The organism is Litorerythrobacter xanthomarinus, from assembly GCF_046254955.1.
Lineage (GTDB): Bacteria > Pseudomonadota > Alphaproteobacteria > Sphingomonadales > Sphingomonadaceae > Qipengyuania_C.
Map to the genome: position 1 here is coordinate 1,038,087 of NZ_JBJXRG010000001.1, position 24,564 is coordinate 1,062,650.

Below are 24,564 nucleotides of genomic sequence, written 5' to 3' on the forward strand. Positions count from 1 at the left end.
ATCTATGCAACGACCGTTTGGCCTGTGGACTGCTGCTTCGATGGTGGTCGGCTCTATGATTGGCGCGGGAATATTCGTTCTCCCAAGCTCCCTGGGGCAATTTGGTTGGACCGTGGCCGTCGGTTGGGTGGTAGCCGGAGCCGGTGTTCTAGTAATCGCCCGATTGATTGCTGAGCTCCACGTCAGATATCCAAAGGAGCCTAGCGCTCTTACCATCTCTGGCGATATTCTCGGCCTGCTTGCAGTGCGCTTGATTGCGTGGAGTTACTGGTTTGGGATACTGGTGGCAGCCACATTCCTGGCATTGGCGGCGGCTGATTATCTGGTCTTTCTTTTTCCAGATGTTCGATCCGACGATGGATTGAAACCTGTCATTGCGACCGTGATCCTGGCCTCGCTCGTAATAATAAACCTTCGCGGGGTAAAAGGCGCTGGGAAGTTCCAAGTGGCAACCACCGCCTTGAAGTTGTTCCCGCTTGCTATTGTGATTGCGATCGTTGCCTACCTCGCATTTGCAGTGCCTGAGACTTACACCGCATCGCAGTCCGAACCTTTCAGGGCCTCGCTTCTTACTCCTGCGCTCGGCGCTACGTTTTTTGCCGTCCTGGGATTTGAGGCCGCCAGCTTGGTTGCGCAACGAGTGCGTGACCCCGAGCGAAACGTTGTTCGGGCGACACTCTTTGGTGTCTTGTTCGTCCTCATCATTTATTTCTTGGTGAGCACAGGTATTGTGCTCGCTACCCCCGCAGACGAATTGCACGGGGCAAGCGCACCTGTCGCGGCCTTTGCTTCAACTCACGCCGGCTCCTGGGCTGGAAATGTAGTTGCGCTGTTTGCCGTTATCTCGGCGATCGGATGCCTAAACGCTATTTTGCTGCTGCTCGGCGAGGTGCCGTTCGGGATGGCGCGCGATGGCCAATTACCGGATTGGGTTGCTCCGGGCAGCGACAGCGGAGTTGGAAGGCGTCCATTGATCGTCGCAGCTGTGATTGCTGCAACCGTGGTGCTCATGAGTTCGAACGCTTTCGGCGCTCAGGTATTCGATTTTCTGCTTCGGCTCACGGTCGCAGCGAATATCTGGTTTTATGCCGGCATATGCCTCGCAGCCCTCAAGGATGGAGCCAAGCCGATATTGGCAGTGCTGGGTTTAGCGTTTTGTGGATGGGTTCTCTACGGGTCGGGCACGGAGGCAAGCATCATGGGTATCAGCCTTATGTTGGTCGGTGCCATCCTTCATTTTATGATCGGCGGACGCACAAAACCAAGAGGGTCCGCTCCGGCGTAGTTGAAGGTCCAGGGCTGTCAGATAGTCCGACCGCCTCCAATCGGGTCGCTAACGGTCCTTCGCTCTACGACCCTCAGAATCACCCGTATTTGGCGATAAAGTCCTCGACCACCGGGGCGATGCTGTCGCGCCATTTGCTGCCGTTGAAGATGCCGTAATGTCCGGCTCCTGGTGCAAGATGGTAGTGCTTGCGGCCGGGTTTGAGCGATGTCGCAAGGTCGAGCGCCGCCTTGGTCTGGCCAATGCCTGAGATATCGTCGCGCTCGCCTTCGATCGCGAGCAGCGCGGTATCCTTGATCTCACCCGGATCGACGATCTCGCCGCGGTGAAGGAAGGTGCCATTGGGGATCGAGTGCTTCTGGAACACTTCTTCGACCGTCTGGAGGTAGAATTCGGCGGTCATGTCGCAGACCGAGCGGTATTCCTCGTAGAAATCCTTGGTCAGTTGCGCGCTGTCGTCGTCGCCAGCCGTGAGATGCTTGAACATCTCGTAATGGCTCATCATGTGGCTGCCGAGGTTCATGCTCATGAAGCTCGCCAGCTGGAGGAAGCCGGGATAGACGCGGCGGCCCGCCCCGCGGTGGCTCATCGGCACGGTGGCGATCACGGTCTGGCGGAACCATTCGATCGGGCGTTCCATCGCCAGGTCGTTGACCGTGGTGGGGGATTCGCGCGTGTCGATCGGGCCGCCCATCATCGTCAGGCTGGCCGGACGCGCCGGATCCATGTGCTGGTTCATCAGCGCGGCAGTGGCGAAGGCCGGGACTGAAGGCTGGCACACCGCCATCATATGCGCGCGCTGGCCGGAGGTCTCGTGGATATGGCCAAGGAAGGCGATCAGGTAGTCGATATAGTCGTCGAGATCGAAACGCCCGGCGCTGAGCGGGACGGTCTTGGCGTCGGCCCAGTCGGTGACATAGACTTCGTAGCTTTCGATCATCCGCTCGACCGTGCCGCGCAGCAGCGTGGCATAGTGGCCGCTCATCGGCGCGACGATCAGCAGCCTGGCGGCATTTTCGGGAAGATCGTCACGCCGGAAGCGCTTGAGATCGCCGAACGGGCGATTGAGCACGGTCGCTTCCTGCACGGCGTGATGCTGGCCATCGACGAGGACCGTATCCAGCCCCCATTCTGGCTTGCCGCGCGGGGCGGCGGCATGGGCAAAGACTTCCAGCGCAGAAGCGGTCATCGGGCCAAGCCCGGTGTATCCCAGCGGATTGACCGGATTGGTGAGCATCTCGGCCCCGATCGAAGCCATGGCGCTGGCGCTGCTCAGCCAGGCGCGCTGGAGCTCATAGGCGTGGTAGAGAATAGTCCGTCCCCTGCTTCGGCCTGCTCAAGGCCATCCTGGCGCTTCTCCCGAGCACCTGTTGCGGCCAAGATGGCGACGATTTGAGCGTTGTGCAATGCACAATTGGCGATTGGTGGCGGAATTCGCCCGATCCTGTGGATTGATGGCTGTTTATTTCGGCTGTGCAGGGGTCTAGGCGGTCAGCCGATGACCGAAAGTACTTCCGAAAGCCTGCCTCCCAAAGCCAAGACCATGGCCCCTCTCGGCATGGTCTGGCGCGCAGCGACCAAATACCCCACCCAGGTTGCGCTCGCATTGCTTGCACTGCTGATCACGGCGGCCGCAACCCTCGCGATCCCGTGGGGCTTCAAGCTCGTGATCGATCGCGGCTTTGCCGAAGGCGGTGATCCAGCCGATATCGCGCGCTGGTTTCGCTACCTGCTGCTGATCGTGGGCGTGCTCGCGCTGGGCACGGCGATGCGGTTCTATTTCGTCAGCTGGCTCGGCGAGCGCGTTGTCGCCGATATCCGCCTGGCGGTGCAGACCAACCTCTTGCGGCTTTCGCCCGGCTTTTACGAAGAGAATAGCCCCAAGGAAATCTCCAGCCGGATGACATCGGACACCGCGCAGATCGAGATGGTGGTTGGGACGACGATCTCGGTCGCCTTGCGCAATATCCTGATGGCGATCGGCGGCACGATCATCCTGTTCTTCCTCGCGCCGCAGCTGACCTTGTGGCTGCTCCTGGGAATCCCGTTGGTGGTGATGCCGCTGACGATCTTCGGGCGGCGCCTGCAGAATGTGTCGCGCACCAGCCAGGACCGCGTGGCAGACGTCGGCGCGATGGTCACCGAAGTGCTTTCGGCGATGAAGATCGTCCAGGCCTTCAACCAGGAAGGCCGCGAAGGCGATCGCTTCGGCGATGCGGTGGAACAGACGTTCAGCGTGGCCAAGCGCCGGATCGCGATCCGCGCGGCGATGACTTCTGTCATTATCGCGGTGATATTCGGATCGATTACACTGCTGATGTGGCGCGGCGCGATCGGGGTTAGCCAGGGTGAAATTTCGGGCGGCACGATCGCTGCCTTCGTGATCACCGGTGGTCTGGTGGCAGGTTCGTTCGGCGCATTGACCGAAGTCTATGGCGATCTCTTGCGCGGGGCAGGCGCGGCGAGCCGCCTCAACGAGTTGCTGCGGGAGAAGCCCAGCATTGCGCCGCCGGCCAAGCCGCAATCGCTGCCCGAGCCGCCTCGCGGCAGCCTGTCCTTCCGCAATGTGACATTCCGCTATCCTACGCGGCCCGAAACCGCCGCGCTGACCGATTTCAGCCTCGAAGTGGAGCCGGGCGAGACGGTGGCGATCGTCGGCCCCTCGGGCGCGGGCAAGTCGACCATTTTCCAGCTCGCAGAACGTTTCTACGATCCGCAGGTCGGCACGATCCGCCTCGATGGCGTGCCGCTGACCAGTGCCGACCCGGCAGACGTGCGCCGCCGGATGGCCTTTGTGCCGCAAGATGGTGTGCTGTTCTCGGCCAACGCGCGCGATAACCTGCGCTACGGCAATTGGGGAGCGAGCGACGAGGAAGTCTGGGACGCGGCGCGCGCTGCCAATGCCGAACAGTTCCTCGCAGACCTGCCGGAAGGGCTCGACACCTATCTCGGCGAGAACGGCACGCGGCTTTCGGGCGGCCAGCAGCAGCGGCTCGCGATCGCGCGTGCGCTGCTACGCGATGCGCCGATCCTGTTGCTCGATGAAGCCACCAGCGCGCTCGATGCGGAAAGCGAGCGGCTGGTGCAGCAGGCGCTCGACCGGCTGATGGCGAGCCGCACGACGCTGGTCATTGCCCACCGGCTGGCAACGGTTCGCGCGGCTGACCGGATCGTGGTCCTCGATGAGGGCCGGATCGTCGAGCAAGGCACGCATGCCGAGCTGGCCGCCGCGGGCGGTCTTTATGCCCACCTCGCATCGCTGCAGTTCAGCGATACCGCTGCCGCCTGAAACCATCGCTTGTAGGCCGCTTCGGCTCACGTTAATCGACAAAGTTACAAGAGAAACCGACAACCGCCATCGCCCGGATCAAATCGAGCGCTATGCGGTTGTGCAAGCACTATCATTCTCGGTCGCAAAGGCCCTTCGAGTTCGCAGGAGCAATCATGACGTATCGTATCCTTCTCGCCGCAGGAGCCTCGCTCGCTGCCCTGACGCTTACCGCTCCGGCACTGGCCGAAACGGAGGCAAAGGCGCCGGATTATCCGCAAATGACCTTCGGCGAATGGGGCTTCGATCCGGCGACCATCGATAGCGAGGTCGATCCTGGTGATGACTTCAATGCCTATGCCAATGGCGGCTGGAATTCCCGGCACGAGCTACCGGCGGACCGCCCGCGCTTCTCCAGCGCGGATTTCCTGCAGGAGAAGTCGCGCGAGAACATTGCGGCGCTGATCGCCGATCTTGCCGCGTCGAACCCGGCGCCGGGCACCAGCGCGCGGCGCATCGTCGATGCCTATAATGCCTATCTGGACCGTGATGGGATCGAGGCAGCCGGTATGGCGCCGCTGCAACCCTATCTGCAGAATGTCTATTCTGCGCCTGACCTGACCTCGCTGGCGCGCCTGTTCCCGCAGGCGGGATACCCGGGACTGATCTCTGCCGGGGTCGGACCCGACAGCAAGAACCCAACCGAGCACGAAGTGAGCGTTGGATTTGTTGGCATGGGCATGTCGGACCGCGACTATTACCTAGTCGACAGCGAGCGCAATCTGGAAATTCGCGCCAAATACAAAGAGCTGCTGGAATTCATGCTGGGCAAGGCGGGTTACCAGGATCCCGTCTCTGCGGCTGCTGCGGTCTATGCTTTTGAACGAAAGGTTGCTGAGCTGGAATGGGACCGGCAGTTCTTCCGCAATCCCGATCTGACCTATAACGCGATTACGCGGGCGGAATTTGAAGCGCTTTCGCCGCAATTCCCGCTGGCCGCGTTTCTCGAGTCGAGCGAATTTGCGCAGGTCGACAAGTTCCTGATCGCGCAGATCCCGCCAACCGAGGAAGAAATCGCCAAGGCCGGGCTGAGCGAAGCCGAACTGACGCAGATCGGCGGCGGATTGCCTGCGATGATGGATCTGCTGCTCGAAACGCCGCTTGCAACGCTCAAGGCCTATATGGCGGCGCGCATGGTAGCCTCGAATGCATCGGTTCTGCCGGCGGATGTCTATGATGCAAGTTTCGACTTTTACGGGCGGACGATTCAGGGCCAGCAGGCGCCGCGTCCAATCGACCATCGCGCGACTGGCGCGGTCGAAGGCATGCTCGGTGAACAGCTGGGCGCACTCTATGTTGAACGTTATTTCCCGCCAGAGGCCAAGGCCCGCATGGACACGCTCGTGGAAAATTTGCGCGCGGCCATGCGCGAGCAGCTGACAGCGAGCGAATGGATGACCGAGGCGACCAAGGCTGCGGCGCTAACCAAGCTGGAAGCGATGGAACCTATGATCGGTTACCCAGAGAAATTCGAGACCTATGAAGGTCTCGAGATATCTGCTGATAGCGCATTCCAGAACCGCATGAACGCGATTGCGTGGGCAATTGCCGACAATCGCGCCGAACTCGACGAGCCGGTCGATCGCAGCGAGTGGTTCATGACCCCGCAGACAGTTAATGCCTACAACGCCTATCTACAGAACCAGATCGTCTTCCCCGCTGCCTTCCTGCAGCCGCCTATGTTCAACCTCGCAGCGGAAGCGGCGGTTAACTACGGCGCGATCGGCGCCGTAATTGGCCACGAAATCGGCCATGGGTTCGACGATTCGGGTTCACGCTATGACGAGAGTGGAACGTTGCGCGATTGGTGGCAGCCGGAAGACAAGGCTGCATTCGCGGCCAAGGGCGATGCGATGGTGGAATTCATCAACGCCTATTGTCCGCTTGATAATGGCGAGCTGTGCCTGACCGGGCGCCAATCGCTTGGCGAAGTGCTGGGCGACGCGATCGGCCTTCAGATGGCCTATCGCGCCTATCAGATGTCGTTGGGCGGCGAGGAAGCGCCGGTGATCGACGGCCTGACGGGTGATCAGCGCTTCTTCCTCGGTTTCGCGCAGAGCTGGCGCGGGATCGAATCGCCCGAATGGCAGCGCATGCTGCTGATCTCGGCGAGCCATCCGCCGAATGAGTTCCGGCTCAACAATGCAGTGCGCCATATGGATGCCTGGTATGAGGCGTTCAACGTGACCCCCGATGACGCGCTATATGTCGCGCCGGAAGATCGCATCAAGATCTGGTAACTCCTTTTGCTTGCGGCGGCGATCGCTTGACTTCGCCGCCACAAGCGCCAAAGCCCGCGCGCCATGAACGAGACGCTTACCGCCATCCTGCTCGGCATTGTCGAGGGTCTGACCGAATTCGTGCCGGTCTCCTCGACCGGGCACCTGATCCTCGCTTCCGAGCTGTTCGGATATGACGCTGCCGAATGGGCAATGTTCAATGTCGTGATACAGCTCGGCGCGATCCTGGCGGTGGTCTACCAGTATTGGGGCACCTTCTGGAGCGCGGGCATGGGCGTTCTCAAGCTCGAAAGTGAAGGGCTGCGTTTCGCGCGCAATATAATCGTCGCCTTCATTCCTTCGGCGATCCTGGGCCTCGCCTTCAAGGACTACATCGATATCATGCTCGGCAGTCCCTCGATCGTGGCCTGGGCGCTGATCCTCGGCGGCATCGCGATCCTTGGCATCGAGAAGGTGGCCAAGCCGACCGGAGACGCCACCGTCGCCGACTTGCCGCTCAAGCAGGTCATCGGTGTCGGTCTTGCGCAATGCATGGCGATGATCCCGGGCGTAAGCCGCTCGGGCGCGACGATCATGGGCGCGCTGGCGATGGGTATCAACCGCAAGACGGCGGCGGAATTCTCATTCTTCCTCGCGGTGCCGACCATGATCGGGGCATCGACGCTCGAGATGTGGCAGAATGGCGGAGAGCTGATGGCCGGTACAACGCGCGTCGGCTGGGACGAAATCGCAATCGGTTTCGCCGTGAGCTTCATCGTCGCGCTGGTCGTGATCCGCGCCTTTGTTGCTTATGTCAGCCGCCATGGCTTCGCGCCATTTGCCTGGTACCGGATCGTTGTCGGCGGTGCGGCGCTGGTGTGGCTGGCGACTCGCTAGAAGCTCGGTGAGCCAGGGAAAAATGGCTGAAATGCGTGATTTTTCGCGGAACCAATGCCTTGGTGAAGCTTTGGAGACAGGTAAGTACATTTGGAAATGAAATAATGGGTTTGTTGATCTTGGTGGTGGTGGGGGCCATCCTCGGATGGCTCGCAACGATCCTGACCCGTATCGAGGACAAGCGCGGCATATTGCTCAATCTGGGCGTCGGAGCTGCGGCAGCAGTCCTTGTAGGGGCAGTAGTCAATAGTGGCTCGGTCCTGCTCGGCGTCAGTGGCGTGTCGGTGCTTGCGGCGTTTGCCGGAAGCGCAGCAATCTTGGCTGCGTTCAACTTCTTCCGGATGCGTACCGGCTCCTGAAACCGGCGGCCGGTTCAGACCGGCTTTGCACCGCTCCCCCGACCACCGCGTAACCAGTATTCTTGGCTGCCGCGATGAAGCACGTTGTCGACGTCGATCACCGCCGAATTGGCGTAGGTAAAGCTCGGCCCGAGGCTGCGGTACAGGCGGTCGAAATCGCGCTCGACCGTCTGACGGTAAAGATCCTCGAAGCTCTCGATCACGAAGTAGGTCGGCTGCAGGTCGCTGATCACGTAGTCGGTGCGCATGACGCGGTCGACATTGAGCATGATCCGGTTGGGGCTCTCCGCCTCAACCGAGAATATCGCTTCGGTCGGTCCTGACAGGATCCCTGCGCCATAGGCGCGGATATCGTCGGGCTTCTCCTCGATAAGGCCGAATTCGACCGTATACCAGTATAGCGAGCCGAGAGCTTTGATGTGGTTATAGCGCATCGCCTTCCACCCGGCGCGGCCATACTCCTGCATGTAATCGGCGAACACCGGATCGGTCAGCATCGGCACATGGCCGAAGACATCGTGGAACACGTCGGGTTCCTGGATGTAGTCGAAGGTCTCGCGCGTGCGGATGAAATTCCCGGCCGGGAACCGGCGATTGGCCAGGTGCCAGAAGAACACGTGATCGGGGATCAGCATCGGCACCGGGATCACGCTCCAGCCGGTCAGCGCGCCAAGGTCTTCGGAGAGTTTGCCGAATTCCGGGACGCCGCCGCGGTTGAGGTTGAGCTTCTGCAGCCCAGCCATGAAGGCACTGGCTGCGCGCCCGGGCAGCACGTCCATTTGCCTCGCGAACAGGTCGTTCCAGATCGCGTCGTCTTCTGACGTATATTGTGCCTGCTGCGGTTCGACCCAGTCATTTCCGACATGTGCGGGCTTCTGGAGCGGAGCGGTGAAGACATCCGCCGGCAATTCGGGCAGGATCGAAAAATCTTGGTCGTCTTTTGATGCGGTTGCCATAGTATCAAATGCTACCAATCGCGCAGACTTTGCGCAAACAAAGGGTTAGTTCGGCAGGAGGTGGGCTTGAAGAAGCTGAAAGGCAAAGATTACGAACGCTTGCTCGATCCGCTGGAGGAAGAGCTGGTATCAATGGCGCGCTGGGCGCGTACAACGGGACAACGCATTGTCGTGTTGTTTGAGGGCCGGGATACTGCGGGCAAGGGCGGCGCGATCCGCGCGGTCAGCCAGCGCCTCAACCCGCGTCAATGCCGCATCGTCGCATTGTCCAAGCCAAGCGAAGACGAGCAAACGCAGTGGTACTTCCAGCGGTACGCCAGACACCTGCCGAGCGCGGGCGAGATCGTGCTGTTCGATCGCAGCTGGTACAATCGGGCGGGAGTCGAAAAGGTCATGGGATTCGCCAGCGATGCGCAGGTGGAGAAGTTCCTGGAGGAAGCGCCGAGGTTCGAGAGGATGCTGGTCGATGACGGCATACTGTTGTTGAAGTACTGGCTGACGACTGACCAGGAACAGCAGGAAGAGCGGCTCGCAGAGCGGCTGGAGGATCCGCTCAAGCGCTGGAAGCTCTCGCCGATCGACCTCGCCGCGCGCGAAAAATACCAAGCCTATACCGATGCGCGCGAGGCCATGCTCGCGGCAACGCACACCGATCATGCGCCGTGGACTCTGGTCGATTTCAATGACCAGAAGCGCGGCCGACTGACGCTGATCCGCGACCTGCTAGACCGCTTGCCCGATACGCATATCGATCCGCCGCCGCTCGAATTTCCCGAGCTGGATCACGCGCCGATTGCGGAGAGCTACGGTGTCCTGCAGCCGATCGCGGATTATCCGGTCGACTAGAGCGTCGCGGTCGCTTTCAAGGTCTGGCGGCCATCGCTGGCAAAGCTGCCCATTTCGATTCCCTCACTCGTACCGCGCATCACAAGATGCAGCGGCTCGAGTGCTATCGCCGGGCTCACGGCGCGGAAGGCGAATGACTTGAGTGCATTCTCCCCGACTTCGCGTGCGGCGAGCTGCAACAGTAGGCTGGCGATCAACGGCCCATGCACCACAAGGCCACGATAGCGTTCCGCGTCACGGGCATAGGGCAGGTCGTAATGAATCCGGTGCGTATTGAAGGTCAGTGCCGAGTAGCGGAACAGCAGCACTTCAGACGGTGTCAGCACCTGGACTGTGTCCCATTCGCTCGAATCAAGAGAACCATCGCCCGGAGCAGGCGGGCTGAGCGGCGCATCGCTCGCCATTGCGTCGCGATAAACCAGCGTCTGAACCTCGCGGATCGTTTCTGTGCCATCCGCGCGCGTCACATGCTCGACATCGACGAAGCCAAGCTTGCCGGTCGAGCCTTCCTTCTCGGACACCGAGACGATGCGGCTGGTACGCTCGATCTTGGCTCCAACCTTGAGCGGCGAGAGAAACTCGATTCTGCTCGATGCCCACATTCTTCGCGGCAGCGGGATTGGCGGGAAGAAGCTCGATGAGCTGTCATCGCGCGAGGGATGGCCATCAATTCCCAGCGCGTCGGTGCGGGCATCCGGCGTGCACAGGCACAAATGGATCCCTTGGGGCATGATACCATCTGCAGGTGAGGGCTGGTCGAAAGTCGCCAACCAGCGAGAGGCCAGGGCTCTATCGAGCAGGTCGGAACGCTTCTCCTCGCCCCCGACCCATGCATCCCGCTGGCTCATCAGGCGGCTCGCTCGAACACCGCGGCGATACCCTGCCCGCCGCCGATGCACATGGTCTCGAGCCCGAAGCGGCTGCCCCGGCGGTGCATCTCGTGCGCCATATCGGCAAGGATCCGCCCACCGGTAGCGCCGATGGGATGGCCCAACGAGATGCCCGATCCGTTGACGTTGACGATCTCGCGCCGGCTGTCGTCGTTTGAAAAACCCCAGCCCTTCAGCACTGCCAGCGCTTGCGGCGCGAAGGCTTCGTTGAGCTCGATCAAGTCGATGTCGTCCCAGCCCATGCCGCTGCGTGCAAACAGCCGCTCGACTGCCGGGACCGGTCCGATCCCCATGCGGCTGGGGTCGCAGCCCGCCGCTGCCCAGCCCGAGAACCACAGCATCGGGGTGAGACCCAATTCCTCCACCTTGTCTTCGGCCACCACAAGGCAGGCTGCTGCGGCATCGTTCTGCTGGCTGGCATTGCCCGCAGTGACGATGGCTTTCTCATCGCGCTTCAAGTCGATTGCGCGCAGCTTGCCCAGCGTTTCCATGCTCGCATCGGCGCGGTAGCCTTCGTCGTGATCGAACACTATCGGATCACCGCGGCGCTGCGGGATTTCGACCGGAACGAGCTGGTCGGCGAACTTGCCTTCCTCCCAGGCCTTGGCGGCATTCTGGTGGCTGCGCACGGCGAAGGCGTCGGCCTCCTCGCGCGAAATATCGCAATCCTGCGCCAGATTCTCGGCGGTTTCGATCATCCCGGTGATGATCCCGAAACGTTCGATCGGTTGGCTCATCAGCCGCCCACGCGTTAGCCGGTCCCACAGCACCATGTCGCCCATGCGTGCGCCATGGCGTGCCTTGGTGGTGTAGTGCTCGACATTGGACATGCTCTCGACACCGCCAGCGACGACACAATCGGCCGCGCCGGTCTGCACCATCATCGCCGCATTGATCACCGCTTGCAGTCCCGAACCGCAGCGCCGGTCAACCTGATAGCCGGGAACCTCGAGCGGCAATCCCGCGGCCAGCCAGCTCCAGTGACCGATCGCCGGTGCCTCTCCCGAGCCATAACCTTGCGCGAAGACCACATCGTCGACCCGCTCCGGATCGACCTTGCTGCGCTCGACCAGCGCCTTGAGGATCACAGCACCCAGCGCGCCAGCTTCGAGCGGTGCGAGGGTTCCGAGATACTTGCCAACCGGCGTGCGAAGGGGCGAGCAGATGGCAACGCGGCGAAGTTCGGTCATGGCAAAGTCCTAATTTGAATTCTTGTCGGAAAGGCGCGCGATATCGCGATCCACCAGCTCGCCGATTGAGCCAGATGAGAGCCCCAATCGCTCGGCGAGGACTTCCTCCGTGTGCTGGCCGAGATAAGGGGCGGGGGCCGGAGTGCCGGCATCGCGCCCGGGAATATTGGCGAAGCTTCGCGTTGCGGGATATTCGAACTGTGAAGGATTGGCGGGTGACGGCCCGAACAAGGGATTCTCGTCGATCAGCACCGGATCGGTGGAAGCCTCGTGCATCGTGCGGTAGCGCTCGAAAGTCGTTCCAGCGGCCGACAAGCGTATCGCCAGCGCATCGAAATCCTCGCGCTCGGCGGCGTTCTGGAACAGATCAAACAGGCGGTGGCGATGCTCGAAACGCGGGCGGTCACCATCGGCGAAATTCGCGCCGACTTCCTTCTCGAGTGCGGCGATCTCCTCGCCAACGTCGAAGGCTTCGATGAGCCCATTCCATTGCTTTTCGGTCAAAGCGGCGACCATGAAGCGCTTGCCGTCCCGGCTTTTGAAGTCGCGCCCGAGCGCGCCCCAGATCGCATTGCCGAGCCGTTCGCGGTCCCCGCCGCGGTAGAGCATCTCAGCCATTGCGCCCGAATTGGCCATGGTGCCGATGGCGACATCGCCCAAGGGCACGCGCAATTCGCTGCCCTCACCCGTCTGGTCGCGGTGGCGCAGCGCGGCGAGCATGGCAAAGGCGCAATAGGCGCCGGTGATGAAATCCCATGCCGGCAGCACCTGGTTGACCGGCGGGGCGGTATCCATGTCCCATTCTTCCGGCCCGCACATCAAAGGATAACCGGAGGCGGCGTTGACGGTGAAATCCATTGCCTGGCGGCCGTCATGCCAGCCCATGATCCGCACGCTGACGAGATTAGGCGCGCCGTCTGGCTGCTTTGCCTTAACCGCCTCGTGCGAAAGGAAGCTTTTCTCCGGCAAGTTGGTGATGAGGTTGCCGGTCTTCGCCGCCAGTTCGACCAGTAGCTCTCGCCCTTCGCCGCTGCGCAGATCCAGCGCGACCGACTTCTTCGCCCGATTGAGGTTCTCCCAGCTGAGCGAACGGCCTTCGCTGGTGAGCATGTAGCGATCGTAATCGAGCCCGCCGGCTTTGTGGTCGACGCGGATCACCTCGGCGCCCATCTGCGCGCAGTATAGTCCTGCTGTGGGGGAGGCGACGAAGCTGGAAGCTTCGATGATCGAAAGGCCTGAGAGCAGATTGTACATTAGTTTTCCTGTTGGCGTGGGAAACATGTCCGCGCTTCCCTTGCGGGCTGGCGCCGTCCAAAATCAAGATCTCTCCCCCCACTCGCGCAGCATATGCTTGGCGATCTGGAGCTGGAGAATCTGTGTCGTGCCCTCGTAGATGCGGTAAATGCGCGCATCGCGAAAGAAGCGCTCCGCGTCATATTCGGCGAGATAGCCTGCGCCTCCGTAAATCTGCACCACGCGGTCGACAACGCGTCCGCACATCTCGCTGGCGAAGACCTTGAAGGCCGCCGCCTTAGTAATGACATTCTCCCCGCGATCAGCACGCGCAGTCACGTCAGCCATCATCGCTTCGGCGGCATAGATCTCGGTTTCACTCTCGGCGAGCATCTGCTGGATCAGCTGGAAGTTTGCAATCGGTTCGCCGAATGCCTTGCGCTCATTAGCATAGCGCAGCGCGCTATCGAGCGCGCGGCGGGCATAGCCGGTCGACGCCGCGCCGACTGAGATGCGGCCGTTGTCGAGGCTCATCATGGCGAAGCGGAAGCCCTGGCCCGTTTCCCCGCCGAGCAGATTCTCGCCCGGCACTTTCACATCGTCGAGCATGATGTCGGAGATATGGCTGCCTGCCTGGCCCATCTTCTCGTCGGGCGAGCCGACTGAAACGCCGGGTGCATCCATCGGCACGATGAAGGCGCTGACATGTGCGTTCTTGGGCAGCGCTTCCTTCTCGGTGCGCGCCATGATCAGGCCGACTTTGGCGTGCGGCGCATTGGTGATGTAGCGCTTGGTCCCGTTGAGGATCCAGCCATTGCCATCGGGATCGGGCGTGGCGGTGGTTGCCATCGCAGCGCTGTCAGAGCCTGAGCCTGGCTCGGTCAGCCCGAAGCAAGCGATCTCGCCCGCAGCGATGCGCGGCCACCATTCGGCCTTCTGCTCGTCCGTGCCGCCATTCTTGATCGCCGAATTGAACATGCCGATATTGATCGAGATGATGGAGCGAAACGCCGGGGCGGCATAGGCGAGCGTGTAGACCACGCGGGCGTATTGCGAGAGGTTGAGACCCGCGCCGCCATATTCCTCGGGGATCGAAAGGCCGAACAGGCCCATCTCGCGCATCTCGTCGACGATCTCGTCCGGGATCTTGTCGTTCGCGATCACGTCCTTTTCAGCCGGGATCAGCCGCTCGCGGACATAGCGTTCGAGTTGCTCGATGAACTGGTCGAAGATTTCGGGGTCCATTCCCTGCGCCGTGGCCGCCTCGCTCATTCCTCACCTTCCGTTTCCTGGTTCTCGATGCGATCGCGGTTTTCCTCGATCATCGCTTCGGCTTTTTCGAGCGCCGCCTGTTCGTCAAGCGAGGGCGTTTTCGGCGTGCCGCTTCCCGGTCCCTCGCATGCCCCCACCAGAGTGGCGGCGACAATGAGCAATGCGCCGCGCATTGTGTGATTCCTTGAGATCATCGGAACACCATAGCGGAGCGTTGGCAAAGAAAAAGCGGACGAATCGATAGGTCGATCCGCCCGCTTTCGCTTGTCTCGGTTGATGCGCTTATTCGTCGCCGCTTTCGGCCATGGCTGCGTCGACCTGCGCCGCGACATCGGCGGCAGCATCACCGGCGGATTCGGCTGCGGTGGCCCGTTCGGCTTCTTCTTCTGCGGCTGCGGTTGCGGCTTCAAGCGCTGCGGCTTCCGGATCTTCGACCGGCTCTGCATCGACGTCGGCAATCGCTTCTTCGGCCCCAACCTCGACTGTATCGGGCTCGGCTTCGGTCGAAGCGTCGTCGGCGCTGCCGCATGCAGCAAGCGAGAATGCGAGGCCGGTTGCCAGCGCGATCGAAATCTTTCTCATCAGGAACTCCCTAGGATTGATTGATATGTGTCACCGTCGCGGCGGCGATAGCGCCGCACACGCCTGCGATCAATTCGCTTGTGCTTGATTTCCCGCAAGACATGATATAAATATGATATCGTAATTACGGAAGGACATTATATGACGGTCGAACTCACGGGGATGAAAACCAGCCGGGAATCCGCGGCTCACAGTTACAGCGGCTATGTTATGCTGGTGGTTTTGGCAGTTCTCGTTGCACTTTCTATCTGGGCGATACCGGGCCTCGCACCGGGTGATGGGGCATCGAAGCTGGAAAAGTTGAGCTTTGGCGGTGCATTGATGGGCCTCCTGCTGGCCAACCTGATTGTGGCGGCCGGCTTCTTCATGATTCAGCCGAACCAGGCGGCTGTCATCACACTGTTCGGCGAGTATCGTGGCAGCGAGCGGAGTGAGGGACTCCGCTGGGTATGGCCTTGGATGATGCGCAAGAAAATATCTGCGCGTGCGCACAACATCCATTCAGAGCGCGTCAAGATCAACGATTTGCGCGGCAATCCGATCGAGATAGCGTGTAACGTGGTGTGGCGCGTGGCCGATACCGCGCAGGCGACATTCGATGTCGATGACTACAAGGAATTCGTGAATATCCAGATCGAAGCTGGGCTGAGGACAGTAGGATCACGCCATCCCTATGACGATTTCGAAGGCGAGGAAGTCACGCTTCGAGGTAGTGCGGACGTGATCAATCGCGAGCTGCTCGAAGAGCTGAATGACCGGCTCAAAGTCGCCGGGATTGTGGTTGACGAGGCGGGCCTTACCCATCTTGCTTACGCCTCTGAAATCGCCAGCGCGATGCTCAAGCGCCAGCAGGCTGACGCCATCATCGCTGCACGCGCCAAGATCGTGCTCGGCGCGGTTGGCATGGTTGAGGATGCCCTGACCAAGTTGAGCCAGGATAATATCGTTGAGATGGACGACGAACGGCGCGCGGCGATGGTCTCGAACCTGATGGTCGTACTGTGCGGAGACAAGGATGCTCATCCCGTCGTCAACGCCGGCTCGCTTTACCAGTAACCCCCCTGCGGGAGAGGCCCGATGGCTAAACCACCGCAAAAGAAAGCCTTTGCCCTCCGTCTCGATCCGGCAGTTCACGCCGCGATCGAGCGGCTGGCGGCTAGCGAACTCCGTTCGGCGAATGCGGAGATTGAGGTTCTGCTACGAGAGGCATTGGCCAAGCGGGGTATCCGCGTCCCCATCAGCAAGACACCGCGGCGCGGGCGTCCACCTGCTGATGAGGCTTGCGGCTAACCGAAGGCGGCGGCGTAGCGCACTTCGCCTTCGGGCATGTCGCCGTCGATCAGCAGGCACTGGAAGTATTCCGCAGGCGGGCCGGGATAGCGCAGCTGCGGATTGTGAGCGAAACCGAATCGAGAGTAATACGCCGGGTCACCCAGCAGAACGATACCGCGAGCGCCTTTCTCGCGGATGTCGGCGATTCCGCGCTGGACCAGCCGGAAGCCGATGCCCTGGTTTTGCAGCTCGGGCATCACCGAAACCGGGCCTAGCCCGTACCAGCCATGCGCGCCATCGGTGATCGCGATCGGCGAGAAGGCGATATGGCCGACAATCTGCTCGCCATCTTCGGCAACCAGCGACAGCGCCAAGTCGCCATCCGCTCGCAAGCGGTCGACGATATGCGGCTCCGAGCCATCCGAATGCGCCATTCCGGCAAAGGCCGCCGCGGTGACAACATGGATCGCGGCGTGGTCGCGCGCTGCTTCGGGGCGGATGGAGATCGTCGTCACTTGAGCAAATGGCCCGAGCGATCACGTTTGGTCGCAAGGTATCGCATATTGTGCGGATTATCGGGAAGCTGGTGTTGGACCCGTTCGGACACTGTGACCCCGGCAGATCTGAGCGCTGCAACCTTCTTCGGATTGTTGGTCATAAGGCGCACCGTGCGTACGCCCATCAGGTCCAGCATGCGCGCGGCGACATGGAAATCGCGCGATTCGTCGGGCAGGCCGAGCCGGTGATTTGCATCGACCGTATCGAAGCCCTGGTCCTGCAATGAATAGGCACGAAGCTTGTTAATGAGGCCGATGCCACGCCCTTCCTGCCGCATGTAGAGCAGCACGCCCCAGCCATCGTCCTTGTGCGCCTCCTCCGACATCGCGGCGAGCGCAGCATCGAGCTGCGGGCCGCAATCGCATTTGAGGCTGCCGAGCACATCGCCGGTCAGGCATTCCGAATGGAGCCGCACCAGCGGCGGCGTGTCGCCGTCGGGATGGCCCAACACCAGTGCGACATGTTCGCGCAAGTCGTCGGCGCTGCGGAAGGCCACGATCTCAGCCTGTTCGTCGGCTGCGATCGGCAGGTGCGCGCGGGTCGCAATGCGCAGGTTCGGCGCTGCGGAGTAATGCTCAAGATCGCCCGGCGATACCATATGGGTCTCTCCCGCATCCTCGGGATCGATCATGAATGCGGGCAAGATTCCCGCGATCCGCGCCAGTTCGAGCACGGCCTCGGCGGATTCGCGCCATGCGATCGGCTCGGCGCGAAAGGGGCCTTTCATAGGGTTGCGCAAATCAAGCGCCGGGTCGGCCAGCGCACGTGCGGTGGCCAAGTCGAACTTCTGTGCGGCGCGGATCAGGACAGGGGCCTCGGGGATTGCGGCTTCAAGCTGGTTGGCAAGCTTGAGCGTTTCCGCCCGCGCCGCCCCGATCAGCATCCGATCCGCTGTGGCACCGCTGGCAATCGCGGTTTCGGCGGGGAGGAAGGTCCCGGCGCCTGAAACTTCCAGCGGCCAGCCATGGCGCAGCGCGTCGACTGCCTGCGCCGCGCGTCTCGCCGGAGAGGGCGAAGGGGAGGGCGCGTCAGCGCTCAGAGCGATACCTCGGTAATGAGCGGGATATGGTCCGACGGCTTTTCCCAGTCGCGCGCATCTTCGTAGACGGAATGCGCGGTGACCTGCTTCGCCACCTCTGGGCTCGCCCACATATGATCAAGCCGCCGCCCGCGATCGTTCGCGCGCCAATCCTTCGCACGGTAGCTCCACCAGCTGTAATAGCGCTCGGGCGCGGCGATCTGTTCGCGCCCGATATCGGACCAGCCATGAGCGTCCATGAAGCGCTGCAACGTATCGACCTCAACCGGAGTATGACTTACCACCTTGAGCAATTGCTTGTGGTTCCACACGTCGCTTTCGAGCGGCGCGATGTTGAAATCGCCAACGATCATGGTCGGGCGATCAACCTTGTCTGCCCAGCGCGTCATGCGCTCGAGGAAATCGAGCTTCTGGCCGAACTTCACGTTCTTCTGGCGGTCGGGTTCGTCGCCGCCCGCCGGGACATAGACGTTCTCGAGGATCAGGCCCTGGCCTTCTCCGCCCAGTTCCACCCCGACATGTCGCGCTTCGCCATTATCCTGCCAGTCGTGCCGCGAAAACTCGGTCAGCGGGATGCGGCTGACCGTGGCGACGCCGTGATATCCTTTCTGCCCGTGAATTGCGCGATGGGTGTAGCCGAGCTTCTCGAACGCATCGTGCGGGAACTGGTGCTCCTGGCACTTAATTTCCTGCAGGCACAGCACGTCAGGCGCGTGACTTTCGATGAAGCGTTCGACAATCGGCATGCGCAGCCGCACCGAATTGATATTCCAGGTAGCGATAGAAACCATGGCGGCTAGTTAGGGCGCGGGGGCGAAGGCGGCAAGCTGTCGAATCAGCGGAAGTCGGCGGGCTTCAGCCCTGCTCGTCGTCATGCAGCCATTCGGAGAGGTCGATGTGGTAGCTCTCTGGGTCTTGCGGATCGACCAGCACAGTCAGCCGCTTGCCGGCAAGCTCGCCTGTCAGGTCCACCCAGACCATGTCGCTGGTGAAATCCTCCAGCTTGCCGCTCGCCGGGTGCCGCGCCTGCGCCACGACACGCCAGGGATGGCGGCCATTGACCTTGGTGCGCGTGTCACGGTGGCATTCGACGAAATCGGCCTGGATCGGCAGGCCGCGTTGCTTCAGTCCTGATACCTTGGCGCGCTTGCGAGCTCCGGCGTAGATCATGCCGAAGCCGATGCCCGAGAAGGCCAGGCCCAATACGCCGAGGATCAAGGGCAGCAGGTAGCGATCGGAGAAACTGTCGATCATCGCCCGCTCGGGTTCGCCGGGCATGTAGTAGAGCGTGACTTGCTCGCCGCGGCGGTAAGCGGGCGGATTGCTGCTCGAACTGGATCGGTAGATGCGCGTTGCGCCCTCGCGGTCGGTGAATTCAACTACCGGAGCATAGGTTCCTGAACCTTCGTCACTATCGCGATAGTCGAGATCTATAACTGTTCCGGTCGTGCGAATTCCGTCGCTGATATAGCTCTGGCTAGAGGACCACGCCCACAGGGATCCACCCAAAAGGCCGAGGCCGATCAGCCCAAAGAGCCATGTGATCCAATGCGCCTTGCCAGCCATCTACGCCTCCTTCACTTCCGCCGGAAGCGGAAATACCACACCTCGTGACCCATTTGCGTGCGAGCCTTGTGCTCGTAGCGCGTTTCGCACCAGCCTGATGGGCGGTTCTCCCAGCTTGAACGGCCATCGACTTGCCATTCGAATTCATCGGTGAAGCGCTGCATCACCATCAGCGCGTGGCGCAGATAGACCGGATGGTCAGTGCCGAAGCGGAATTCTCCGCCGGGCTTGAGCTTGTCGGCAATCAGCCGCACCGGCCCGTCATTCATCATTCGCCGCTTGGCATGCTTGTTTTTGGGCCAGGGATCGGGATGCAGCAGGTAGAGCATGGTGAGCGCGCCATCGGGCACGCGTCCCAGAACGTCGAGCGCATCACCGCAATGCAAGCGGACATTGGCAAGCCGCTGCTGTTCGATATGCGTAAGCGCCTGCGCGACACCATTCACAAAGGGCTCGGCACCGATGAAGCCGTGGTCGGGCAAGAGGTCGGCGCGATAGGCAAGATGCTCACCCCCGCCGAAACCGATCTCGAAATGGAGCGGGCGCCCATGACCAGGGGCATCGCCGAACAGAACTTCGCTGGTGACCGGGCCCTCTTCGGGCACCGCGATCTGCGGCAGGAGGTTATCGACCAGAGCCTGCTGCCGAGCGCTCAGCGGCTTGCCTTGGCTGCGGCCATAGAGCCGGTTGAGTGTGGTCGGATCGCCTTCCTTGAATGCAGACATGCGCGCCGGTTAGACTCGATCACAGGAGGCTTCAACCTATCAGCTGGGCTTACTTGCGGAACAGCTTGTAGAGGGCCCCTGCGATCAGCGCGAAGGTGCCAAAATAGATCGCCCATTCAAGCCGGGCTTTGGCATAGTCTGGATCGCGCAGGCGCTCGTTGCCGATTTCGCTCGCTAGCTCAGGATCCTGCATCGCGTAGATTACGAACAGGGCGAGGGCGATGAGCAGCGCCAACATGATCGGGCCGAGCGAACCCTGGATGTTACCTTTGGCCATTTCACACCCTTACCTGAAATGAAAAGCGCCCGGAACCTGAAGCTCCGGGCGCATCCCCCATCCCTATCGGGATCCAAATTTTTGCGAGTCGTGCAAGATCTCGCCGCGCTCAAGCAGCGCAGCGTTAGCGCGACAAATTACGCAGCTTCGGCCTTCTCGTCTGGATCGCGCAGCACGTAGCCGCGGCCCCAGACGGTTTCGATATAGTTCTCGCCGCCGCATGCGTGGCTGAGCTTCTTGCGCAGCTTGCAGATGAAAACGTCGATGATCTTGAGTTCCGGCTCGTCCATCCCGCCATAGAGGTGGTTGAGGAACATTTCCTTGGTCAGCGTAGTGCCCTTGCGCAGCGAAAGCAGCTCGAGCATCGCATATTCCTTGCCGGTGAGGTGCACTCGGGCACCATCGACTTCGACGGTCTTGGCATCGAGGTTCACTGCCAGCTTGCCAGTGCGGATGATCGATTGGCTGTGGCCTTTCGAACGGCGTACCACTGCGTGGATGCGGGCGATCAGCTCGTCGCGATGGAACGGCTTGGTGACGTAATCGTCAGCGCCGAAGCCGAAGCTGCGGATCTTCGAATCCATCTCGGCAATGCCGGAGAGGATCAGGACCGGCGTCTGCACCTTGGCGACACGGAGTTTCTTGAGCACGTCATAGCCGTGCATGTCGGGCAGGTTCAGGTCGAGCAGGATGATATCGTAATCATACAGCTTACCCAGATCCAGGCCTTCCTCGCCGAGGTCTGTCGCATAGACATTGAAACCTTCGGTCGTCAGCATGAGCTCGATTGCTTTCGCAGTAGTCGGCTCGTCTTCAATCAACAGCACGCGCATGGGTGGTTCCCCCTTTGCCCCAAACCTTTGCAGTAACTCCCTGTAAACAGGTGTTGCCGCGTATTAACCACACAAGGTCTGAACGGAAAAGGTTAACGCGCGGTAAAAGAAGGTTAGGATTTTTCTGCGAGTCTTTTCGGCAACACTTATCCACAGGCTGCCAAATGGCGGAAAAGCGGTCAGATTCCCGCCAATTTCTTCGCGCGGCGGCGCTGGACCGACGAGCCGATACCCATCGCTTCGCGGTACTTGGCGACCGTACGGCGGGCGATATCGAAGCCTTCGCCCTTGAGGATTTCGACCAGCTTGTCGTCGGAGAGGATCTTTTTCGGCTCTTCCGCATCGGTCAAAGCCTTGATCCGCGCCTTGACGCTTTCGGACGATGCACCTTCCCCATCCGCACTGCCGACCCCGGAGGTAAAGAAGTATTTCAGCTCGAAAGTACCGCGTGCGCAATGGAGGTATTTGTTGCTGGTGACGCGGCTGACCGTGCTCTCGTGCATCTCGATTGCATCGGCGACTGTGCGCAACGTGAGCGGCTTGAGCTCGGACACGCCCTGCCGAAAGAAGCCCTCCTGCTGCTTCACGATCTCGGCAGAGACCTTGAGGATGGTCTTCTGGCGCTGGTCGAGCGCCTTGATCAGCCAATTTGCATCGGCGACCTTCTCTTTGAGCCATGCGCGGCTTTCCTTGTCGGCCGCGCCTTCGCGCAGCTCGAGGAAGTAGCTGCGGTTGACCACCAGACGCGGCAAAGTCTCTTCGTTGAGCGCGATATCCCATCCGCCTTCGCGCGCTTCGGAAAGCAGGACGTCGGGGGTGACGGCGCGCTCGCTATCGGTCCCGAAACGGCAGCCCGGCTTGGGATCGTATTCGCGCAGCTCGGCAAGCATGTCGGCGAAATCCTCGTCATCGACATCGCACATTCGCTTGAGTCGAGAGAATTCGCCGCGCGCCACGAGATCAAGATTGTCGATCAGCCGCGCCATGCAGGGATCATAGCGATCAGCTTCCTTGGCCTGCAGCATGAGGCACTCGCTCAAGCTCCGCGCGCCGACACCGGTCGGGTCGAGCGACTGGACGAGCAGCAATGCATCTTCGACTTCCTCGAGGCTTGCGCCTAGCTGCGCCGCGATCTGCCCGGGATTGTCGCGGAGATATCCGGCCTCGTCGAGCAAGCCGACGATGTAGGTGGCGATGATCGCCTCGCCGGGGCTGTAGGATGCGGCGCCGATCTGCGATTCAAGATGCTCGGCCAGCGTGACATCGTCATTGCTGTGGTTTTCCAGCGAGGGCAGTTCGCCAATCGAGCCGCTTCCCGATGAAGCGCCCCAGTCCGCATCTCCAGTGTCATAGTCGCGATCGGGATCGGCTGCTTCGAGATCGAGCGCCTGCTCTCCGTCACCTGGATCGGAAGAATGTTCTTCGCCCGCCGGATCGGTAGTGGGTGCATCGGGCTCCCCGCTTTCGCGCGTATCATCGCCGAGCTTGAGCAAGGGGTTCTCGTCCAGCGCTTCGGCGACGAAACTCTCGATCTCGAGATTCGATGCCGCCAGCAGCTTGATCGCCTGCTGGAGCTGCGGCGTCATCACCAGTGACTGGGTCTGGCGCAGGTCGAGGCGCGGGGAGAGAGCCATTAGATTGGCTCCCGAATGTCGCTGTTCGACACGGGAGATGCGGTGCCAGCTCGGTTTCTTATTGGGTGCGGAACGGATGTCCATCCGATCCTTGCGGCACCGGCCCACTCCCGCATCCGGCCACCCACGGCAATATAATGTTTGGGTGGTCGGGTGGGGGAGTGGGATGGCACAGCCCCGGCGGTCCAAGGGAAACTACTGAGAGGCACCTGCCCAGTCGCCGGCAAACATGGAGAAAATCATAAGGAGAAACTCTCGCCCAGGTACAAGCGCCGCACGTTTTCATCGGCGACAAGGTCCTGCGGCGTGCCGGCGAACAGCACCTGTCCACCATATATGATGCAGGCGCGGTCGACGATCTCGAGCGTTTCGCGCACATTGTGGTCGGTAATGAGGACTCCGATCCCGCGGGTCTTAAGGTCTTTCACCAAGTCGCGGATGTCGCTTATCGAGAGCGGATCGATACCGGCGAACGGTTCGTCGAGCAGCATGATCGAGGGCTTGGCCGCCAAGGCGCGGGCAATTTCACAGCGTCGCCGCTCACCGCCAGAAAGCGCCATCGCGGGTGCCGAGCGCAGCCGTGTGAGGCCAAACTCATCGAGCAGACGCTTGAGTTCGGCAGCGCGGGTTTCCTCGTCAGGCTCGACCAGTTCGAGCACGGAACTGATATTCTGTTCCACAGTCAGCCCGCGAAAGATCGAGGTTTCCTGCGGAAGATAGCCGAGGCCGAGGATCGCGCGGCGATACATCGGCAGCTTGGTCACATCCTCCCCGTCCATCAGGATACGCCCAGCATCGGGGCGCACGAGACCCATGATCGAATAGAAGCAGGTCGTTTTGCCTGCGCCATTCGGCCCCAGCAGGCCGAGCACTTCGCCCTTGCCCACAGTCAGCGAGATATCGGTCAGAACTGCCCGCTTGTCATAGCTCTTGGCGATCGAGATCACTTCGAGCCCGCCTTGCGGGATCGGCGGTGCGGCGCCTGCTTCGACGGCGTCATCACCCGTTTCTGTAGCTTCTTCGAGACTTGTCATCGCCCAAGCCTTAGCATTGCGGCACCAGCAATAAAGCCCCGCAATTCAAAATTGGCAGGATTCCTGCATGGCGTGATCGGGAGGCCGCATTGTGCCATCGCGAGAGGGCCTTGCGCATGAGCCGCGTTCCTGTGATACTCGCGAGTCGGAGAGGAATTTCGGGGGAACGCTGGGTATGAGCGAAATGCTCGACCACACGGAGAGTGCAAGCAAGCACGATGCGCGCGATTGGCGCAAGGGTATGAGCGACAATGTCGCTTATGCGCTCCTTGCTTACACAGGCTTGCAGATATTCGTGACCGTAAAGGCGATGAAGGACGGGATGAGCGGAATGCTGCCCTATCTCGCGCTTATCGTACTGGTTGCCGCGATCATCCCGGCGTGCCGTTGGTTCGAAAAGCGCTGGCAGGATATCTCCGACGAAGCGGCAGCTGACCTGGCCTATGAGGCGGCCTACAAACGTGACCGTCTCCTGCTTTGGCTGATGGCCGTTGGCTTGCCCTTCGCGCTCACCGGATTGTTCAAGGCAGGACTTTCAATGATGGCTTGAGCCTTTCGGCCGCCGCACC

At 61.2% G+C, this 24,564-nt stretch carries 26 protein-coding genes; 9 read left to right on the forward strand and 17 right to left on the reverse strand.

Translation table 11 applies throughout. The annotated features are described in order from the left end of the window. Positions 1-4: 4 nt before the first annotated feature. Positions 5-1,285 carry an APC family permease gene (locus ACEWMW_RS05385; protein WP_409412865.1) on the forward strand — a complete coding sequence of 427 codons (1,281 nt, stop codon included), beginning with the start codon at positions 5-7 and terminating at the stop codon, positions 1,283-1,285. A 79-nt stretch (positions 1,286-1,364) separates the two neighbouring features. Here the strand turns inward: ACEWMW_RS05385 and ACEWMW_RS05390 are convergent, their stop codons facing one another. After that, positions 1,365-2,597 carry a polyhydroxyalkanoate depolymerase gene (locus ACEWMW_RS05390; protein WP_409413610.1) on the reverse strand — a complete coding sequence of 411 codons (1,233 nt, stop codon included), beginning with the start codon at positions 2,595-2,597 and terminating at the stop codon, positions 1,365-1,367. Between the two features lie 186 nt (positions 2,598-2,783). Between ACEWMW_RS05390 and ACEWMW_RS05395 the strand changes: the two genes are divergently transcribed. From ACEWMW_RS05395 to ACEWMW_RS05410, 4 genes are all read left to right on the forward strand, one after another. Further along, the gene (locus ACEWMW_RS05395; RefSeq protein ID WP_409412866.1) at positions 2,784-4,574 is read left to right on the forward strand and encodes an ABC transporter transmembrane domain-containing protein; all 1,791 of its coding nucleotides are present in this window, start codon (positions 2,784-2,786) and stop codon (positions 4,572-4,574) included. Between the two features lie 155 nt (positions 4,575-4,729). After that, positions 4,730-6,853, forward strand: a complete 2,124-nt coding sequence (locus ACEWMW_RS05400; RefSeq protein ID WP_409412867.1) for a M13 family metallopeptidase — start codon at positions 4,730-4,732, stop codon at positions 6,851-6,853. Between the two features lie 63 nt (positions 6,854-6,916). Then, positions 6,917-7,729, forward strand: coding sequence for an undecaprenyl-diphosphate phosphatase (locus tag ACEWMW_RS05405; protein WP_409412868.1), 813 nt, complete (start codon positions 6,917-6,919; stop codon positions 7,727-7,729). 104 nt (positions 7,730-7,833) lie between these two features. Beyond that, entirely contained in the window at positions 7,834-8,088 is a 255-nt protein-coding gene (locus tag ACEWMW_RS05410) for a GlsB/YeaQ/YmgE family stress response membrane protein (protein ID WP_409412869.1), read from the forward strand. A 14-nt stretch (positions 8,089-8,102) separates the two neighbouring features. On the opposite strand, the gene phhA is transcribed toward ACEWMW_RS05410, so the two are convergent. After that, positions 8,103-9,044, reverse strand: coding sequence for a phenylalanine 4-monooxygenase (gene phhA / locus ACEWMW_RS05415; RefSeq protein WP_409412870.1), 942 nt, complete (start codon positions 9,042-9,044; stop codon positions 8,103-8,105). 66 nt (positions 9,045-9,110) lie between these two features. On the opposite strand from phhA, the gene ppk2 reads away from it, so the two are divergent. Next, on the forward strand, positions 9,111-9,890 hold the full coding sequence (gene ppk2, locus ACEWMW_RS05420) for a polyphosphate kinase 2 (protein ID WP_409412871.1): 780 nt from the start codon (positions 9,111-9,113) through the stop codon (positions 9,888-9,890). Here the strand turns inward: ppk2 and ACEWMW_RS05425 are convergent. The 6 genes from ACEWMW_RS05425 to ACEWMW_RS05450 all read right to left on the reverse strand — a co-directional run bounded on the left by ACEWMW_RS05425 (position 9,887) and on the right by ACEWMW_RS05450 (position 15,057). Further along, a complete protein-coding gene (locus ACEWMW_RS05425; protein WP_409412872.1) occupies positions 9,887-10,738 on the reverse strand; it encodes an HTD2 family dehydratase in 852 nt (283 codons plus the stop codon). The genes ppk2 and ACEWMW_RS05425 overlap by 4 nt on opposite strands. Beyond that, a complete protein-coding gene (locus ACEWMW_RS05430) occupies positions 10,738-11,970 on the reverse strand; it encodes an acetyl-CoA C-acetyltransferase (RefSeq protein WP_409412873.1) in 1,233 nt (410 codons plus the stop codon). Before ACEWMW_RS05430 ends, ACEWMW_RS05425 begins: the two co-directional genes overlap by 1 nt. Before the next feature lie 9 nt (positions 11,971-11,979). Next, entirely contained in the window at positions 11,980-13,224 is a 1,245-nt protein-coding gene (locus ACEWMW_RS05435; RefSeq protein ID WP_409412874.1) for a CoA transferase, read from the reverse strand. 63 nt (positions 13,225-13,287) lie between these two features. After that, positions 13,288-14,475: an acyl-CoA dehydrogenase family protein gene (locus ACEWMW_RS05440; protein ID WP_409412875.1), complete on the reverse strand. Its 1,188-nt coding sequence runs from the start codon at positions 14,473-14,475 to the stop codon at positions 13,288-13,290. Beyond that, the gene (locus ACEWMW_RS05445) at positions 14,472-14,648 is read right to left on the reverse strand and encodes a hypothetical protein (RefSeq protein WP_409412876.1); all 177 of its coding nucleotides are present in this window, start codon (positions 14,646-14,648) and stop codon (positions 14,472-14,474) included. Before ACEWMW_RS05445 ends, ACEWMW_RS05440 begins: the two co-directional genes overlap by 4 nt. Before the next feature lie 109 nt (positions 14,649-14,757). Continuing rightward, positions 14,758-15,057 carry a hypothetical protein gene (locus ACEWMW_RS05450; protein ID WP_409412877.1) on the reverse strand — a complete coding sequence of 100 codons (300 nt, stop codon included), beginning with the start codon at positions 15,055-15,057 and terminating at the stop codon, positions 14,758-14,760. Positions 15,058-15,198: 141 nt separating this feature from the next. On the opposite strand from ACEWMW_RS05450, the gene ACEWMW_RS05455 reads away from it, so the two are divergent. Further along, positions 15,199-16,113: an SPFH domain-containing protein gene (locus ACEWMW_RS05455; RefSeq protein WP_409412878.1), complete on the forward strand. Its 915-nt coding sequence runs from the start codon at positions 15,199-15,201 to the stop codon at positions 16,111-16,113. A gap of 21 nt (positions 16,114-16,134) precedes the next feature. Continuing rightward, positions 16,135-16,347 (forward strand): type II toxin-antitoxin system antitoxin, encoded by a 213-nt coding sequence (locus tag ACEWMW_RS05460; RefSeq protein WP_409412879.1) that lies wholly within the window; start codon positions 16,135-16,137, stop codon positions 16,345-16,347. Here ACEWMW_RS05460 and ACEWMW_RS05465 read toward each other — a convergent pair. The 9 genes from ACEWMW_RS05465 to lptB all read right to left on the reverse strand — a co-directional run bounded on the left by ACEWMW_RS05465 (position 16,344) and on the right by lptB (position 23,995). Next, on the reverse strand, positions 16,344-16,844 hold the full coding sequence (locus ACEWMW_RS05465; protein ID WP_409412880.1) for a GNAT family N-acetyltransferase: 501 nt from the start codon (positions 16,842-16,844) through the stop codon (positions 16,344-16,346). The genes ACEWMW_RS05460 and ACEWMW_RS05465 overlap by 4 nt on opposite strands. Beyond that, positions 16,841-17,974 (reverse strand): GTP cyclohydrolase II, encoded by a 1,134-nt coding sequence (gene ribA, locus ACEWMW_RS05470; protein ID WP_409413611.1) that lies wholly within the window; start codon positions 17,972-17,974, stop codon positions 16,841-16,843. The genes ACEWMW_RS05465 and ribA overlap by 4 nt, the downstream gene beginning before the upstream one ends. Continuing rightward, entirely contained in the window at positions 17,923-18,717 is a 795-nt protein-coding gene (xth, locus tag ACEWMW_RS05475) for an exodeoxyribonuclease III (RefSeq protein WP_409412881.1), read from the reverse strand. Before xth ends, ribA begins: the two co-directional genes overlap by 52 nt. A gap of 64 nt (positions 18,718-18,781) precedes the next feature. Then, a complete protein-coding gene (locus ACEWMW_RS05480) occupies positions 18,782-19,492 on the reverse strand; it encodes a DUF3592 domain-containing protein (protein WP_409412882.1) in 711 nt (236 codons plus the stop codon). Between the two features lie 11 nt (positions 19,493-19,503). Next, positions 19,504-20,217, reverse strand: coding sequence for a tRNA (guanine(46)-N(7))-methyltransferase TrmB (gene trmB / locus ACEWMW_RS05485; RefSeq protein WP_409412883.1), 714 nt, complete (start codon positions 20,215-20,217; stop codon positions 19,504-19,506). A 49-nt stretch (positions 20,218-20,266) separates the two neighbouring features. Beyond that, complete coding sequence (locus ACEWMW_RS05490) at positions 20,267-20,494, reverse strand: hypothetical protein (RefSeq protein WP_409412884.1); 228 nt, start codon at positions 20,492-20,494, stop codon at positions 20,267-20,269. A gap of 137 nt (positions 20,495-20,631) precedes the next feature. Further along, a complete protein-coding gene (gene ctrA, locus ACEWMW_RS05495; protein ID WP_409412885.1) occupies positions 20,632-21,327 on the reverse strand; it encodes a response regulator transcription factor CtrA in 696 nt (231 codons plus the stop codon). A 179-nt stretch (positions 21,328-21,506) separates the two neighbouring features. Further along, positions 21,507-22,961 (reverse strand): RNA polymerase factor sigma-54, encoded by a 1,455-nt coding sequence (gene rpoN / locus ACEWMW_RS05500; RefSeq protein WP_409412886.1) that lies wholly within the window; start codon positions 22,959-22,961, stop codon positions 21,507-21,509. 239 nt (positions 22,962-23,200) lie between these two features. Then, positions 23,201-23,995: an LPS export ABC transporter ATP-binding protein gene (lptB, locus tag ACEWMW_RS05505; RefSeq protein WP_409412887.1), complete on the reverse strand. Its 795-nt coding sequence runs from the start codon at positions 23,993-23,995 to the stop codon at positions 23,201-23,203. Positions 23,996-24,170: 175 nt separating this feature from the next. On the opposite strand from lptB, the gene ACEWMW_RS05510 reads away from it, so the two are divergent. After that, a complete protein-coding gene (locus ACEWMW_RS05510; RefSeq protein WP_409412888.1) occupies positions 24,171-24,545 on the forward strand; it encodes a hypothetical protein in 375 nt (124 codons plus the stop codon). The last annotated feature ends 19 nt before the right edge of the window (positions 24,546-24,564 follow it).

Coding starts and splice junctions, on each gene's coding strand:
- ACEWMW_RS05385 (WP_409412865.1), top strand. CDS start 5: ATGCAACGACCGTTTGGCCTGTGGACTGCTGCTTCGATGGTGGTCGGC.
- ACEWMW_RS05395 (WP_409412866.1), top strand. CDS start 2,784: ATGACCGAAAGTACTTCCGAAAGCCTGCCTCCCAAAGCCAAGACCATG.
- ACEWMW_RS05400 (WP_409412867.1), top strand. CDS start 4,730: ATGACGTATCGTATCCTTCTCGCCGCAGGAGCCTCGCTCGCTGCCCTG.
- ACEWMW_RS05405 (WP_409412868.1), top strand. CDS start 6,917: ATGAACGAGACGCTTACCGCCATCCTGCTCGGCATTGTCGAGGGTCTG.
- ACEWMW_RS05410 (WP_409412869.1), top strand. CDS start 7,834: ATGGGTTTGTTGATCTTGGTGGTGGTGGGGGCCATCCTCGGATGGCTC.
- phhA (WP_409412870.1), bottom strand. CDS start 9,044: ATGGCAACCGCATCAAAAGACGACCAAGATTTTTCGATCCTGCCCGAA.
- ACEWMW_RS05425 (WP_409412872.1), bottom strand. CDS start 10,738: ATGAGCCAGCGGGATGCATGGGTCGGGGGCGAGGAGAAGCGTTCCGAC.
- ACEWMW_RS05430 (WP_409412873.1), bottom strand. CDS start 11,970: ATGACCGAACTTCGCCGCGTTGCCATCTGCTCGCCCCTTCGCACGCCG.
- ACEWMW_RS05435 (WP_409412874.1), bottom strand. CDS start 13,224: ATGTACAATCTGCTCTCAGGCCTTTCGATCATCGAAGCTTCCAGCTTC.
- ACEWMW_RS05440 (WP_409412875.1), bottom strand. CDS start 14,475: ATGAGCGAGGCGGCCACGGCGCAGGGAATGGACCCCGAAATCTTCGAC.
- ACEWMW_RS05445 (WP_409412876.1), bottom strand. CDS start 14,648: ATGCGCGGCGCATTGCTCATTGTCGCCGCCACTCTGGTGGGGGCATGC.
- ACEWMW_RS05450 (WP_409412877.1), bottom strand. CDS start 15,057: ATGAGAAAGATTTCGATCGCGCTGGCAACCGGCCTCGCATTCTCGCTT.
- ACEWMW_RS05455 (WP_409412878.1), top strand. CDS start 15,199: ATGACGGTCGAACTCACGGGGATGAAAACCAGCCGGGAATCCGCGGCT.
- ACEWMW_RS05460 (WP_409412879.1), top strand. CDS start 16,135: ATGGCTAAACCACCGCAAAAGAAAGCCTTTGCCCTCCGTCTCGATCCG.
- xth (WP_409412881.1), bottom strand. CDS start 18,717: ATGGTTTCTATCGCTACCTGGAATATCAATTCGGTGCGGCTGCGCATG.
- ACEWMW_RS05480 (WP_409412882.1), bottom strand. CDS start 19,492: ATGGCTGGCAAGGCGCATTGGATCACATGGCTCTTTGGGCTGATCGGC.
- trmB (WP_409412883.1), bottom strand. CDS start 20,217: ATGTCTGCATTCAAGGAAGGCGATCCGACCACACTCAACCGGCTCTAT.
- ACEWMW_RS05490 (WP_409412884.1), bottom strand. CDS start 20,494: ATGGCCAAAGGTAACATCCAGGGTTCGCTCGGCCCGATCATGTTGGCG.
- ctrA (WP_409412885.1), bottom strand. CDS start 21,327: ATGCGCGTGCTGTTGATTGAAGACGAGCCGACTACTGCGAAAGCAATC.
- rpoN (WP_409412886.1), bottom strand. CDS start 22,961: ATGGCTCTCTCCCCGCGCCTCGACCTGCGCCAGACCCAGTCACTGGTG.
- lptB (WP_409412887.1), bottom strand. CDS start 23,995: ATGACAAGTCTCGAAGAAGCTACAGAAACGGGTGATGACGCCGTCGAA.
- ACEWMW_RS05510 (WP_409412888.1), top strand. CDS start 24,171: ATGAGCGAAATGCTCGACCACACGGAGAGTGCAAGCAAGCACGATGCG.